Origin of the sequence: Vibrio sp. ZF 223 (assembly GCF_003050585.1) — a bacterium.
Classification (GTDB): Bacteria; Pseudomonadota; Gammaproteobacteria; order Enterobacterales; family Vibrionaceae; genus Vibrio; species Vibrio crassostreae.
In genome coordinates this window covers 111887-126811 of the sequence record NZ_PIGB01000003.1, presented here as the reverse complement: position 1 = coordinate 126811, position 14925 = coordinate 111887, and the positions used below count along the sequence as shown (strand labels likewise).

Sequence of the window (14925 nt, the reverse complement as noted above, 5' to 3'; positions counted from 1 at the left end):
CTAGGCAAGGAGCCTTGTTATGGAACAAGTGACAACGCAATACAGCATTAAGGTCGTGAAGTACTTCATCGTCGCATCCTTAGTGTGGGCGATTGTAGGTATGATCATCGGCGTGATCCTCGCCGCGCAATTATATTGGCCAGTCTTAAACTTTGATTCTCAATACTTCCAATTTGGTCGACTGCGTCCGCTACATACATCAGGAGTGATTTACGGCTTCGTCGTGAATATCTTGATGGGGACCTCATTGTACATTGCCCAACGAACGGGCCATTGTGAATTGTTCAATAAAAGCCTTTCATGGATGGTATTTTGGGGCTGGCAATTCATCCTGTTGCTTGCAGTCATTTCCTTACCCGCAGGCCACACTACTTCAAAAGAGTATGCGGAGCTTGAATGGCCAATCGACTTAATGATTGTGCTGGTTTGGGTGCTTTATGCGGTGTTGTTCTTTGGCACCCTTGCTAAGCGGAAGGTCAGCCATATCTTTGTGGCAAACTGGTTCTTTGCTGCTTTCATTATCGTCGTTGCCATGATTTTCATCGTCAACAACCTCGCGATACCAGTGTTGGCGATGAAGTCCTACTCTGTATTTGCTGGGGCTCAAGATGCAATTGTTCAGTGGTGGTGGGGACATAATGCCGTCGGTTTCTTACTGACCGCTGGTGTGATTGGTATGAATTACTATTTCATACCCAAAGCGGCGGATCGACCTATCTATTCGTACCGTTTGTCTGTGATCCATTTCTGGGGCTTGGTTGGCTTCTACACATGGGCCGGAACGCACCATTTAGTTTATTCTTCCGTTCCTATATGGATTCAGAACATCGGTATCGTGATGTCATTAATCCTATGGCTCCCTTCTTGGGCCGGTGCGTTCAATAGCGCAATGACCCTTTTACAAAACAAGGAAAAGCTGAAATCCGACTACATTCTTTTATTCTTTTTCTCAGCGATTCTTTACTACTGTTTGGCGACATTCGAAGGTCCACTGCTTGCCATTCGTTGGTTCAACATGGTGGCACACAACACCGAGTGGATCATAGGACACGTACATTCCGCAGCTCTTGGATGGGTTGGGATGTCAGGGATAGCGGTTTTTTACTATTTCATTCCACGCTTATGGGGCCAAACCGACCTTTGGTCGCGACGACTGATTAAATGGCACTTTTGGCTCGCTCATGCTGGCGTCGCCATCTATGCAATAGCACTTTGGATCGCAGGCATCGGTGAGGGTTATATGTGGCTCGCTCAAAATGAAAATGGCGAACTGATTTACAGTTTTGTAGAAGCTATGGACTTTAAAGCACCTTGGCTATTCATGCGTTTCTTTGGCGGTGCGCTGTTTGTACTTGGATTGTTCTTAATGGCATTCAACTTGTACAAAACGGTTCGTATGCCAACCGTACATGACGCTAAACACACCATTAATGAGGGGGCTTAAGTGATGAGTAAAGACTTTACACATTCAATCGTCATTTTAATTTTGACCACCGTTGTTGTCGCCTCCTTCTCTTTATTAGTTTGGGTAGTACCAAGCATTGTCCGTGGAGATGATATTGCCAAAGGCAGCTTAGCGATACCTCTGACACCTATTGAGTTAGCAGGTCGAGATATCTACATCAGCGAAGGCTGCCATGTTTGTCACACTCAGATGGTTCGCCCTCTAGAACCAGAAGTTAAACGTAATGGTCGCCCGAATAAAGAAGCGGATGATATCTATGAGTTTCCAAACTTATGGGGTTCAAAGCGTACAGGCCCAGACTTAACCAATTTAGGTAGAAAGTATTCTGACCAATGGCATGTCATTCACCTCGTGAACCCTCGCAGAGTTGTCCCTACCTCTATCATGCCCTCTTACCCGTGGCTGTTTGAGCAAACTCTGACTGGAGATGATATCAGCGCCAAAATGGAAGCCTTGCGCACGCTGGGTGTGCCTTATACCGACAAAGAGATTGGCGATGCGAGATTGCAAGTAAGAGGCAAAACCAAAGGTGAAGCGCTAATTCGTTACCTTCAAAGCCTTGGTAAAGATACGTCACAGGAGGTATCACAATGAGCACATTTTGGAATCTATGGGCGGTATTATTAACCTTAATTTTCTTTGTTCTGATGGTGTCTGTTGTCGTTAAATACTGGCGTAGCAATCACAAGGCCGATCACGACCACACCATTGGCACCTTTGATGGCATTGAAGAGAAAGACGCGCCGCCACCTAATCTGCTGTTTGTCAGTTATGCGGTAGCCTTCTTACTCTCTGCAGGCTACTTGGTGCTCTACCCTGGGCTTGGTGAGTGGAAAGGCTTAGTCGATTGGGAGCAGAGCGATGACAAGCTCAGTTCACCATCCACCACTCTCAATGAGCAATTTGCACAAACCAGTGAAACCACGTTAGAGGGATTAGCTGCAGTTCCTGAGATCGTGAACAGCGGTCAGATACTATTCCAAACTCACTGTGCGGCGTGTCACCGAGACAATGCACAAGGCCAGAAACACTTCCCTAACCTTATCGACCAAGATTGGTTATATGGCGGTAGTGATGAGGCTGTGATCCATTCCATTGCCAAAGGGCGAAATGGTGCGATGCCAGGTTGGAGCGAAATCATGCGCCCGGATGAAGTGGCAAAGGTATCTTACTATCTAGCGTCTCTTAACCAGCGTCATACCGATGTGCCTGAGGTTAAGGTCGAACTCGGTAAGACCTTATTCGCCAAATATTGTTCGTCTTGCCATGCCGATGGTACGGTCGCCAACCCAGCGATTGGAGTACCCGACCTTTCCGATGATACTTGGCTACACGGGGGCAGTATTGAAGAGATTCAGCACACCATCAATTACGGTTTGAATAATCTAATGCCTGCGTTTGATGATCAGCTCAGCGAGAACGAAATACTCGCGCTTGGGGCTTATATCCGACGCGCTGGTGAAGTAGAGCAACAAAGGCTCGCGAGTTTGAAAGCATCATCTGTTGAGCGCGGAGAATATCTCGCTTATGCCGGTGACTGTGTGGCTTGTCACAGTGCAGAAGGTGGTGAACCCTTTGCTGGCGGCTTACCGTTCGTGACACCTTTCGGCACCGTGTATTCAACCAACATAACCCCACACACCACCGAAGGTATCGGGACTTATGACTTCGATGATTTCCGAGCCGCGTTAGTTGCGGGTAAAGGTAAGAACGGTTACTTGTATCCTGCAATGCCTTACACCTCTTATCAATACCTCACCGATCAAGACATGGTCGATTTATGGGAATACATGCAGTCAATCACCGCCGTGCCACGACGCAATGATGACAACAGCATGATGTTTCCATCCAATATTCGCTTAGGTTTGCTTGGCTGGAACATCGTATTCATGGATACCGACCCTATTGATTACGAAGTACCAGAGGAACTTAAAGGAGAAATTGAGGATGTCGATAAGTGGCAACAAGGCAAATATTGGGTCGCAGGACTTGGTCACTGTTCGGAGTGCCATACGCCACGAAACATTGCCCAAGCACTGATACCAGAACGTATTTTCCAAGGTAACTTAATCGACGGTTGGAACGCACCTGACATCACCGCAAATGAGCTGTATATCGACGGCTGGGATGAGAAAATACTCACCGATTTCTTACACACAGGTCACTCAGACAAAGGTACGGCTTTTGCGGGTATGGCTGATGTAGTGAAAAACAGCCTAAGCTTGATGACGCGTGAAGATATTGAGTCTATGTCCTACTACTTGCTGAGCGGTGATATCAACAACACCATTAGCAGCGATGCCGTGCCGTTACAGCCTCAAGGCTTTGATGAAGAGTCTTACGCAGCTGAAATCTACACCACGTATCGTCAAACCTGTGGGGCGTGTCATGGTGATGATGGTAAGGGTCGCGACCCTATCGCCCCTACTCTATTGAATAACGGTATTATCATGCACAGCGACCCATTCAACACCATTGCGGTAACCGTACGTGGCCTACAACCCACCTATCTCGACAAGGATAGAAACTTCATGCCGATGGCAAGTTTTGAAGATGTATTGTCGGATCAGAGACTGGCTGAGTTGATTACCTTCGTGCGATTGCATCTTGGAGACAGGCAAGAACCAGTCACCGCAGAGCATGTTCGTGAGGTAAGAGAAACACTTGAAGCTGCAGGTTACGCAGGTGGCTTACATACCACACCGGACATGTATGACCGCAGAGATAACACCATCAACATCCGATAGCGGACATATCATTTAGACAGTGAATTGCAATAAACCAAAGGAGGCCAATGTGCCTCCTTTTCATTTTCGGTCCTCTTGTACGCAGTGGCGTCAGACAACACAATTATAACTAACTGATTACACAATTAAGCAGATCTGCACATAATGCGATCAATCTCGCAGAACAAAGATGACACCAAGTGCATAATGTGCAAAATTTTTCAAAGATGTACGAAGGACAGATATGGATACAACTACACTCATCTACGATACGTTGGAAGGCCTGTCGAGCGCAAAGCCACAGCAACACGCTCAAATCCGCCAAAATCTATATAACCAATTAGATTTATCATTTGAGAAGCAGTTGGCTTTGTATTCATCAGTTCTAGGTCCAGCGAGTGCTGGTAGATTGACCGATTTGGATAGTGCAGTCATGTCTGCACGCAAGATTGTTGGTTTAGAAAACAGCTAATCTAGCTTCAACCTATCTCCATTTTAACGCTGCCATTGTGCAGCGTTTTTTTATACACGCTATTTACAATAAGTACGGCTATTAACGATAAATGCAGCTGTTTACGATAAGTATGTATGGCTCTTTACAATAAGTCCAAGTCGCTGCAATTTTCAAGTTGCTCGCATTCTCATTTGGTTAATCTTATGTTCCATTTTTAACAGGTGTGTAACCTCAATAATGGCGCTAATGTTAGTAGCACGTTAACCACACATCGGATGGAAGAATCATGAGAGTACTTATTGAATATACACAAACAGGCAAATATCGTGACCATGCGTGGGAAGCACTAACGATTCGTTCAAAAGGCGAAATTCAAGCTGTGACTCCCTCTTATGCGGCGCAGCTCATCGAACAGAACCGCGCCAGCTTATCGACTACTGAAAATCAAGATATCGTCATCCAACCATAATGAGTTTAGGAACTATCCCTCCCGGTTCTTAAATTCTCTGTTTTACTCGCTTTAGTAATCAATACGATACAAAGTAAAAACAGAGTTTGATGACATAAAAAAAACGCTGCACGGATGCAGCGTTTTCTTGTTTCTGGCGTGCCTTGTTTCTAACTTAGATAACTTCTAACGTAGATAACCTACGCAGAGAATTTGATTATTTTGGCAAGTTTTCTAACGAATCAACCATTGTAATTAACTTATCGACAATTCTTTCGCCGTCCACTCGCAAACCATTATGTTCATATTCACTAGTAATCCACGCTTTCGAATTTGGAATATTCGCCAGTGTTTCACGGCTGTAATCCAACTCAACGTACATGTCATCCGCGTAAACCGCACACGCCATTGGAACCGTATTCTTACTTAGCTGTTCTGCGTTGTACAAAGTGCCCCAGTCCGACTTTTCAGCCAGCATGTTCGCCGCTTCACGCAGTGGCTTCAGTGTTTCTAATTGGTCGAACATCCATGGATAAACCATTTCGCCAGTAAACCAGAATTCACTGCCCGATTGATAGTTGAAATGCGGATACTGCTCACGCACGCGATGTGCCGACCAGTTAGACTCTGTGCCTTGGCAGTAAATCGATTCATGCAGAATCGCGTAAATAGGGTTTGTTAGGTAGCCCTGCTCTTGCTGCATTTGATTTAGGAAGCTGTAGCTCAGCTGCTTGTTACCGTTCACTTCAACAAACGCACTCTCTAGTGTGAAGTACATAGGAAGGTTTGCTTCACCGCCACCAAGGTTAATACCAATCAATTGGAACTGTTCAACCGTAAACACCTGACCGTTTGGCAGTCTCACGTCGTTGTTAAGCAGGTAATCAGAGATCTCACGACACATAGCTTGCGCTTGTGGGAACTGAGCAAAGAAGGCTCTGTTTTTGTCTTCTACACGCTTGTAGGTTGCTCGATACACATCATCAGCTTCGCGCTCGATAGACGGAATACCGCCCGTGACATAACAACGCTGTAAGCTTTGTGGGAACAGCGACAAGTAGCTAAGTGTACAGAAACCACCAAAGCTCTGGCCAATCGTCGACCATTGTTTAACACCCAACTGCTCACGAATCGCTTCCGCGTCGCGCACGATGTTGTCTGCTCTGAAATGCGATAGGTATTCAGCTTGTTGTTCAGGAGACAAATGAGCCAAGGTTTCGTGGCTGATCACCGTGCTATTGCCTGTACCACGTTGGTCAAGAAGCAGAACACGGTAGTTTTGCAATGCACGCTTTAGCCAACCTGATTGACCGCTGACTCGTGGCGACGGGAAGCCCGGTCCACCTTGAAAGTAGATCAACCACGGCAGTTGTTGCGCATCTTTAGCAAGATCAACCAGCTCACGTGCGAAGACTTGGATCTGTTGTCCATCTTTTGCTTGATAATCGAGTGGCAACTCAAAAGAGTGCTGACGATACAGGGTGGTTCCATCAATAAAGTTAGCTTGCACGCTTCATTCCTTTTTTATCTGATTCTAAAGTCATTGGTACGAATAAAAACGGCGCCTGTTGGCACCTTTAGTTAGCAAGATACGCATAGTGGCTTGTAAAAGAAACCGTTTGTTTAACATGATTGTGAAGGTTCTTCATCTAATCGCTTAATTTACCTTCAACGCGTAACAACTTGTGTCAAAACAGAGAGTTTAAGGTGTGACCTATTGAGAGGAAGAACAAAAGTAGAACACAAATAAAAAGAGCTTAACGAGGTGAGGATACGTTAAGCTCTTTGGTTTTATCTGTTGTAAATGAGGTTTATAAATTCAATAAGCTCAGGATTTATAGGCTCAGTTTCTATAAGCTAAATATCTATAAACTAAAGCTCTATAAAATAAAGCTAAGAAGCTTCTAGCTCACCTGCACCTTGAATTGAACGTTGGCTGTTTTCAACAAGGATCGCCGTGGCCGTTTCTTTCAACGCGCCCCACTCTCCATCGTCAACTTCAATGCCCTCGTTCCACGCCTTCTCTTGAGTTTTAAAAAGCGCTTCCGATTCAATGTGTGTTTGGTAGCCATCTGACAAACGTTCGATATCGAAATCCTGGACGGAAAGCTCGATGGTCATATTGTGGATATGATCGTCCGATGCCAGAGGCAAATCTGATAAAAACAATTCTGGTGCAACGCAACCACGGTTAAGCACATACAAAGTGCTCTTAGGGTTGGAGCCATTATCCCAACGTGCAGTACACGCGATGCCCTTCGCCGCCAGTTTCACAAGCTCGCTGTACGCTAGCCAGCGGTTATGACAGTTGTTTAACTCAATTTTCAGCGTCTTCTTGCCGACCATTTTTTCAATCGCGTAATCCATCACCACAGGTAGGTGGCACGCTAAACTTGCCTTGTGCAGGTCAACTTCAACCGTGTTATCACTAAGCACTTGAATGTCCACTGGGCAATCGTCTTCTAACCCAATGAAGTTGCTCGCATTGTTAAAATGACGAACACCATCCAACCCCACCATTTGTAAATCTGCCACCATGTTCGCTATCACATCGGCTTCACCACATGTACGGCGCATACCCAGAAAGGCTTTATTGACGGCCGCTACCAGTTCATTGTGAGAAACGATCATAACGATTTACCTCCATGTTGAGCATTGATATGTGTAGTAGCTTTTTGTGAATCAGCGAGCTCCGCTTCACTAGGTAATACTGGGAACACCCATTCGTCCTGATGAATTTCATCAAGCAGTGGCGCACCTTGGAAAAACGTCACTCGTACCCAACGGTCTGAGCGAGGATCAAACTTAGTCGCACCGAACATCGCAAGCTTGCAACGCAGTAAGTGCATTGGTGGCGAATCTTGGTGCAGCACATTCATTTGAATGTCGCCCATCGCTTTGTTGCCCAGCGTCCATACACGACGTGCAATAGCACGATGCTGTGGCTGCTTAACAAGAAACTCAGCCAATGAAAGCTCTGGCGCAAACTGCAATAAAGCATGGTACAAACGGTAAGCTTGACGGCCTATATCCAACGGCAGTTCACGCTCTTCGCCTAGCTCTTCACCTCGAACACCGAGTCTTGGTTCTTCTTTATCTTGAGAGCGGTACCAGAACCAGTAGTTGTTTTCGGCTTTAGTAAAGTCGGTCGTGATAGCCCAACGGTACTTTTCTTCTAACACAACCAAAAGGTCTTGAATCTTTTTACCACTTGGAAGCGACAGTGTTTCGCTGCAATTCATTTGCTCTTGATGGGCGTCCACTAATTCTGGGTACAATTCCATCAAGCATGAGATAAGGATTTCTTGGGCTTCCATACTCATGTGCTTAGATTGTTCAACTAACTGCGCCCACGTATCACATTGGCTGACAGACACTTCTAGCGATTGCTCTGCGTGTTTTAATTCATCAACCGCTACTTTGTTCAACTCTTGCTGGTTTTCATTGATGGTAACGACTTGTTCTAAATGACAAACCGCTTTTTTAACTAATGTACGTAGTGGCTCAATCAACTCCGTATCCGTGTGACTAACTAACACGTCAGCTAATGCATGCTCACGTGTTGTCATCCACTGATCGACAATACTCGGGTGGTTAATAAGGTATGGCGCCATGCCTAAACCAGTCGCATTACCAACACCAAGGTAACGCTGTAATCCTCTATGCAAGGTAATCGCTTGTTCACCGCCCTGTTGCTCGGCTAGGTAATGAACCCAATCTAGGCTGAACTCACGCAGCATATAAACCGCACACATTTGCGCACTAAACGACTGATTAAAATCTTCATTTTTCTCTAAGATTTTAAAGTCAGCAATGCCAAATTTGCCATTACCGTATACCGCTGTCGTTCGCAGGATGTAACCCACTTCAGCCAGCTCTTTTGGCGTTGGTTGAACACCTTTAGCCAAGTGATTCACGATGTGTTCAAACACACGTACACTTTTATTTGCACGCGCCAACACAAGCACGTTATTTGGATTACGGCCTGCTTCCTGAAGCGGTACGTTCGCACGAAGTCTTTCAAGTAGGGCGACATCAACATCACCAAGAACAAGCGCGAACGTTACGTCCCACTTTTCAGCAATTACACGGTCATTTCGTTCGTCATCTGCAATCTCATCGCAGAAAACAACCAAATGATAAACATGGTTTGGCGTCGCAAGCTTATAGATAACATGACCAAAACCTTGAGCGTCTAATTGCCACTCATGTTTCGTCACTTTCCATTCTTGCTGAGCCATTTTACGAATCAGAGTTCTAACGAAGCTGATACGTGTTTGGTGCATTGCACCTAGCCTTTCCGGTGCCATGACGACAGTCGCGTCACGTAGTGCTGATTCAGTGTAGGTAGAACGATGTGCATCCATTTGCTCACCACCTTATAGTTATAGGATTTTGCTAGCCATTCAGAACCGATCGTTGCCATCATTTGAAGCATTCGTTTTTACAGTGTGTTGGTTAGCTTTCACGTTATTTGGGGCAAGCGAGCTCACCCCTTATTATTTTGTCCTGACTAGATCAATTGACCTAAATACGTGCCGCCCGATGTATCTTCACCAGTACGGTTTTTTGTTCCTTTCGGAATTTTGCATCAGCCTTCTTTCAAAGGCTGATTTGTTCTTATTTAATCAGTTTCTTACAGAGCCTTATTATTACAGCCCCTGCTCTTTTGCCATCTTGATTGCGATTTGAGGCGCGTTCCAAAGTGATGGCAGCAAGATTAAGGAAACCGGTACCGCGGTGATAACAATGAAGGATTGCAGCGCTGAAATACCGCCAGAACCTAGGGAAATCAGAATTAACGCTGTTACCCCCATCATCACACCCCAGAAGGTACGAATAATTGCATTGGGTTCTGTCTCACCACTGATAACTACACTGATGGTGTAAGTCATTGAGTCACCAGTCGTTACGATGAAGATCGTTGTTAAGATCAAGAACAAAATAGATATCAGCATTGGCATTGGTAATTGCTGAGTCACAGCTAGTAGTGCGCCTGGTAAGTTGAAGCCTTCGAACGCTTTACTTACGCTGCCTGGATCTGCAATTTCGAACGCAAGACCAGAGCCACCGACAATCGTGAACCAAAAGCAAGTTACAAACGGTGCGATAAGGCTAATGGTTGATACCAATTGGCGAATACTACGACCGCGTGAAATACGAGCGATGAAGATTGCCATCATTGGGCCGTAACCTAGGAACCAACCCCAGAAGAACACTGTCCACCAGCTTAACCAACCTTCGTCACCACGGTATGTTGCCATTGGGATGAAGTTATCTATCATGCTGCCTACACCTTGGATGTAGCCATTGAAGATGAAGTTCGTTGGACCAAAGATCAGGATGTAGACCATCAATGCCATTGCCAAAATTACGTTGTAACGGCTTAGCATTTGCATCCCGCGGTTAAGACCACTTAATGCCGATAATGTGTATAAAACGATAGCGAACAGAATGATGATCAGCTGTGTTGTGAAACCATCTGGAATATCAAACAGTGCGTTCAGTGCGTAGCTCACTTGCAAGCCTAAGAAGCCGATAGGACCAATGGTGCCCGCCGCTACTGCGACAATACAACATGCATCAATCAATGCGCCTGTGTGGCCTTTCAGTGCACGCTCACCCAATACTGGGTAAAGCAAAATACGAGGTTTAAGCGGCAAGCCTTTGTCGTAGTGAAGGTGCATAACCACGATAGACGTTAAGCTGCCGACGATAGCCCATGCTAAGAAACCCCAGTGCATGAAAGATTGCGATAACGCATTCACCGCACCTTGCTGTGCGTTTTCTTGTGCGCCGTACAATGGTGGCGGGCTAACGTAGTGAGCAATAGGCTCTGCTGCTGCCCAAAATACGCCGCCGCCTGCCAGTAGCGTACAGAAGATGATCGCCATCCAACGGAAACCATCCATTTCAGGTTTAGCGATGCCGCCTAGGATAACCTTGCCTGTTCGCCCTGCCGCGAGGCCAAGACCAATAAGAAAAGTCAGAAGAAGAAGCATTTGCCAGTAAGGACCGAATACTTTAACAGACCATGCAAAGCCAGCGTTTACTAGGCTTGATAACAGCTCGCCATCAAATAGAGCAAGTGCCACGAACAGAGCGATAAAGCCGCCGCTGTACCAAAGTGCTGGGTTGGATAGACCTAATTTATCTGATGTAGACTCAGACCCGTTTGTGTTGCTTGTTGTGTGTGCTTGACCCGCATTTAAGCTTGAAGATTTCACGCTATTGGTTAAATCAGACATACTCTGACTCCAGAGGTTTCTTTGCAGCTGTCATTTGAATGATGACTACAAGGGTGTATTTAACACCTGCCCTATTGTTTTTTGTGTTGGGCAGGCTAATCCATGTTTGGGTTACCGCGTTGCGAAATAGACCGTTGTTCCTTTTGAATAGTGAAATTGGTTTAAGCAGCACTTGCTAATTGAACGTTTGTTAGAAGGCTGCTAATTCGATGATGGCTTGCGAGAAATCGTTAACCCTTGGTTTGAGGCTCTAGGCCATCTTTCAAGAAGTTAAACCAGTTTTCTCCCAAGACTTGCCCAGCTTCAGACTCGCTGAAACCATGACGCATCAATCCGTTATAAATATTTTCCATACCCGCACTACCACAGAACCAAGGCAACGCATCTGGCCAACCTGAGTTGTTCGCAGAGCCTTCACCGTAGTCCATAGCTTTAGACCAACGACCATTTCTCATCCACTCAAGAACGGCTTGAGGTTGGTTTAAGCATAGGTCACTGCCAATACCAAGGTGCTCTACGCCGACCATGTCAGCGGTAGTCGCAACCATCTGGCAAAAGTCTTCCAATGTACATTGGCTGCCATTTGGTAGGTGGAATGGGTATAAGCTGAATCCGATTAAGCCACCGCGTGCGGTTAGGGCTTTAATCACATCGTTTGATTTGTTTCGTAATGCATCATGAGCGAACGTCGGGTTCGCGTGACTGATACAAATAGGACGAGAAGACAAGTCAATCGCTTCAAGTGTTGAGCGCTCGGCACTGTGAGACATATCGATGATCATGCCCACTCGGTTCATCTCTTCGATGGCTTGTTTACCAAAGCGAGTAATACCAGTGTCGTTCTTCTCGTAGCAACCTGTCGCCAGTAAGCTCTGGTTGTTGTACGTCAGTTGCATGATCAAAAGACCTTGCTTACGCATGACTTCGATAAGACCGATCTCATCGTCGATTGGAGAACAGTTTTGAGCACCAAGGAAAATACCGACTTTACCGGTCGCTTTTGCAGTCTCAACATCAGCCATTGAGTGAATCGGCATAATAAGGTCTGCGTTCTGCTCGAATCTTAAGTTCCACTCTGCAAAGCGAGATAAGGTTTCACGAGCTGTCTCATGGTAAACCGCGGTAGCGTGAACTGCTGTAATGCCGCTCGCCTTTAGTGTTTGGAAGTATTCTCTATTCCAATTGCAGTATTGCAATCCATCTATAACAATCCGTTGCTGGTACATAACCACTCCTATTGAAAGCTCAGTGTTCTAGCTCGGTTTTGAAAACACGCTCAAGTAACATGTTTTCAAAAATGGGTTAAATCACTTGTCTAAGTTCGTTTGCTGTTTTGGTTTGAATGTTGGCCTGACTCTGTGAATCAGGCCACTTTTCATTAATAGAACGTCAATTAATAGAGATCTATCTAGTAAGGACGCTGGTAAGCCGTCTTAACCACTGTGTAGAACTCTTTCGCGTATTGACCTTGCTCACGAGGACCGAAGCTAGACTCTTTACGGCCGCCAAACGGTACGTGGTAATCCGTGCCTGCTGTTGGTAGGTTCACCATCACACAACCTGTTTGCGCTTGTTGCTTGAACATTGCGCTAGTACGTAGGCTCTGAGTAATGATGCCGCCTGTTAGACCAAAGCGAGTATCGTTGGTCGTCGCGATAGCTTCTTCTAGGTCAGCCACACGAATCACGCTTGCCATTGGTGCGAACACTTCCTCTTGGTTCACTTCCCAATCGTTCTTAGTGTTTAAGAACAGCGTTGGAGACATGTAAAAACCTTCGTGTTGCATGCTCAAGCGTTCACCACCAAATGCCAGCTCACCGCCGCTTTGACGCGCTTTCTCAACCCAGCCTAGGTTTGCTTCAAGTTGGTTACCGTCAACTACCGGCCCCATGAACACGCCTTCTTCTAGTGCGTGACCCACTTTCAGCTCGCTCATACGCTTAATCAGTGCTTCAACGTATTGGTCGTGAATGCCGTCCATAACCACTAGACGAGAAGATGCTGTACATTTTTGACCTGCGCCAGAGAATGAACCTGCGATAGTTGCATCAACTGCTGTTTGGATATCAGCATCGTCAGCAACCACAAGTGCGTTCTTACTGCCCATTTCTAGTTGGCAACGAACGAAGTTTGGTGCAGTAGCGGCTGCTACTTTACGACCCGTATCAACCGAACCAGTAAAGCTCACACCGTTCACTTCTTTAGAGTTGATCAGTGCATCACCCACTGTTGAACCGCTACCCAAAACAAGGTTGAACGTACCTGCAGGGATCCCTTGACGGTGGATTATCTCAGTAAGCGCAACCGCACTTGCTGGTGTTAGGTTTGCTGGTTTCCAGATAACGCTGTTACCGAAAGCCAGTGCTGGAGCGATTTTCCAAGCAGCCGTTGCTGTCGGGAAGTTCCAAGGAGAGATGATGCCGATAACACCAACCGCTTCACGAGTCACTTCAACAGAAACGCCAGGGCGTACTGAGTCCGCGTTGTCACCAATTTGACGAAGCACTTCAGCCGCAAAGTATTGGAAGAACTGTCCTGCACGGTAAATCTCACCACGACCTTCAGCAAAAGGCTTACCCTCTTCACGCGAAAGTAGTGTGCCTAGTTCATCACAACGTGCAATCAGCTCATCACCAATCGCTTGAAGTACCGCTTGCTTGCGTTCAATCGGCGTTTTTTCCCACTCTGGTTGAGCGTGTTTTGCCGCTGAAATCGCTTGTTGAACTTGCTCTGCGCTTGCTTGTGCAAAGTTACCGATGTTTTCAGAAATATCTGATGGGTTAATGTTCGCAACGGTGCTTACACCAGCTTGCCATTCGCCGCCAATGTAAAGTGCGCTTTCTGCTTGAACATTCTGTAATTGAGTCATCATTCTGTCCTTGTAACGGTTAGGTTGCGGTTGAGTCTGGCAACCATTTGGTTAATTAATAAACTGTTAATATTCAGGTAATTAATTGCTAAAATAAGTCGTACATTTTGTATCTGAAGTGAACCCGACCGCTTGTATCAATAAACCGCTTTAATTCAAAAGAGTTTTGATCCGCAAATAGCCTTAGTTCACAGTCGAATTATTCAGGTTGAGATGCTGATGCATAAACCACGAACTCAACCAACATTTCTTCTCTTGCTAACCCTGCAACGACGACCGCAGCACGGTTTGGATAAGGTGCATTGAAGTATTCTCCGTATACGCTGTTTACCGTTTTTAGGTATTCACGATCTGTCACGTAGATCAGAACTTGCAGCACTGAATCCATAGATTCGCCTGCACACTCCAACGTATGAACAAGGTTGTTAAAAGTCTGACGCGTTTGCGCTTCAATACCGCCCTCTACTACTGCGCCAGTTTCATCAATTGGAATCTGCGCTGTGTATAGAGTGCCGTTATTAACGATTGCCCACTCTAGTGGTGCTTTTGAAGCGAAAAGCTCGGTTTTTACTGGGTGTTTTTTAGTTTGTGCGTTCACGATTCCATCCAACTTTGTAACAACTATGTTTCAAGATGGTTAAATACTGCACCTTGACGAATGATAAATCTAACGGTAAATTTTGTGCATTTGATAAATAAAATCTATCACCTTGTG

The 14925-nt window shown here is 45.8% G+C and carries 11 protein-coding genes and 1 pseudogene; 5 read left to right on the top strand and 7 right to left on the bottom strand.

What is annotated here, in order from left to right:
* Positions 1-19: 19 nt before the first annotated feature.
* The 5 genes from ccoN (at position 20) to CWO13_RS08065 (ending at position 5114) form a co-directional block, all read left to right on the top strand.
* Entirely contained in the window at positions 20-1444 is a 1425-nt protein-coding gene (gene ccoN, locus CWO13_RS08085) for a cytochrome-c oxidase, cbb3-type subunit I (RefSeq protein ID WP_108020014.1), read from the top strand.
* The gene (locus tag CWO13_RS08080) at positions 1445-2059 is read left to right on the top strand and encodes a cbb3-type cytochrome c oxidase subunit II (RefSeq protein WP_122080839.1); all 615 of its coding nucleotides are present in this window, start codon (positions 1445-1447) and stop codon (positions 2057-2059) included. It abuts the gene before it with no gap.
* The gene (locus CWO13_RS08075; RefSeq protein WP_108020015.1) at positions 2056-4212 is read left to right on the top strand and encodes a cytochrome c; all 2157 of its coding nucleotides are present in this window, start codon (positions 2056-2058) and stop codon (positions 4210-4212) included. Before CWO13_RS08080 ends, CWO13_RS08075 begins: the two co-directional genes overlap by 4 nt.
* Positions 4213-4435: 223 nt before the next feature.
* Positions 4436-4663: a PAS factor family protein gene (locus tag CWO13_RS08070; RefSeq protein ID WP_004730426.1), complete on the top strand. Its 228-nt coding sequence runs from the start codon at positions 4436-4438 to the stop codon at positions 4661-4663.
* 268 nt (positions 4664-4931) lie between these two features.
* Positions 4932-5114, top strand: coding sequence for a hypothetical protein (locus tag CWO13_RS08065; protein WP_004730424.1), 183 nt, complete (start codon positions 4932-4934; stop codon positions 5112-5114).
* A gap of 196 nt (positions 5115-5310) precedes the next feature.
* Here CWO13_RS08065 and CWO13_RS08060 read toward each other — a convergent pair whose 3' ends face one another.
* The 7 genes and pseudogenes from CWO13_RS08060 to CWO13_RS08025 form a co-directional block, all read right to left on the bottom strand.
* Positions 5311-6603, bottom strand: a complete 1293-nt coding sequence (locus CWO13_RS08060) for an alpha/beta fold hydrolase (RefSeq protein WP_108020016.1) — start codon at positions 6601-6603, stop codon at positions 5311-5313.
* A gap of 383 nt (positions 6604-6986) precedes the next feature.
* Positions 6987-7724: a DUF3726 domain-containing protein gene (locus tag CWO13_RS08055; protein ID WP_048660319.1), complete on the bottom strand. Its 738-nt coding sequence runs from the start codon at positions 7722-7724 to the stop codon at positions 6987-6989.
* A pseudogene (locus CWO13_RS08050) lies at positions 7721-9522 on the bottom strand (hypothetical protein). Before CWO13_RS08050 ends, CWO13_RS08055 begins: the two are co-directional and overlap by 4 nt.
* Positions 9523-9745: 223 nt before the next feature.
* Positions 9746-11341: a BCCT family transporter gene (locus CWO13_RS08045; protein WP_048660322.1), complete on the bottom strand. Its 1596-nt coding sequence runs from the start codon at positions 11339-11341 to the stop codon at positions 9746-9748.
* 230 nt (positions 11342-11571) lie between these two features.
* Positions 11572-12567 (bottom strand): membrane dipeptidase, encoded by a 996-nt coding sequence (locus tag CWO13_RS08035; RefSeq protein WP_017060833.1) that lies wholly within the window; start codon positions 12565-12567, stop codon positions 11572-11574.
* A gap of 182 nt (positions 12568-12749) precedes the next feature.
* Positions 12750-14210 carry an aldehyde dehydrogenase family protein gene (locus CWO13_RS08030; protein WP_048668871.1) on the bottom strand — a complete coding sequence of 487 codons (1461 nt, stop codon included), beginning with the start codon at positions 14208-14210 and terminating at the stop codon, positions 12750-12752.
* A gap of 199 nt (positions 14211-14409) precedes the next feature.
* Entirely contained in the window at positions 14410-14808 is a 399-nt protein-coding gene (locus CWO13_RS08025; RefSeq protein WP_004730412.1) for a RidA family protein, read from the bottom strand.
* Positions 14809-14925 lie beyond the last annotated feature (117 nt).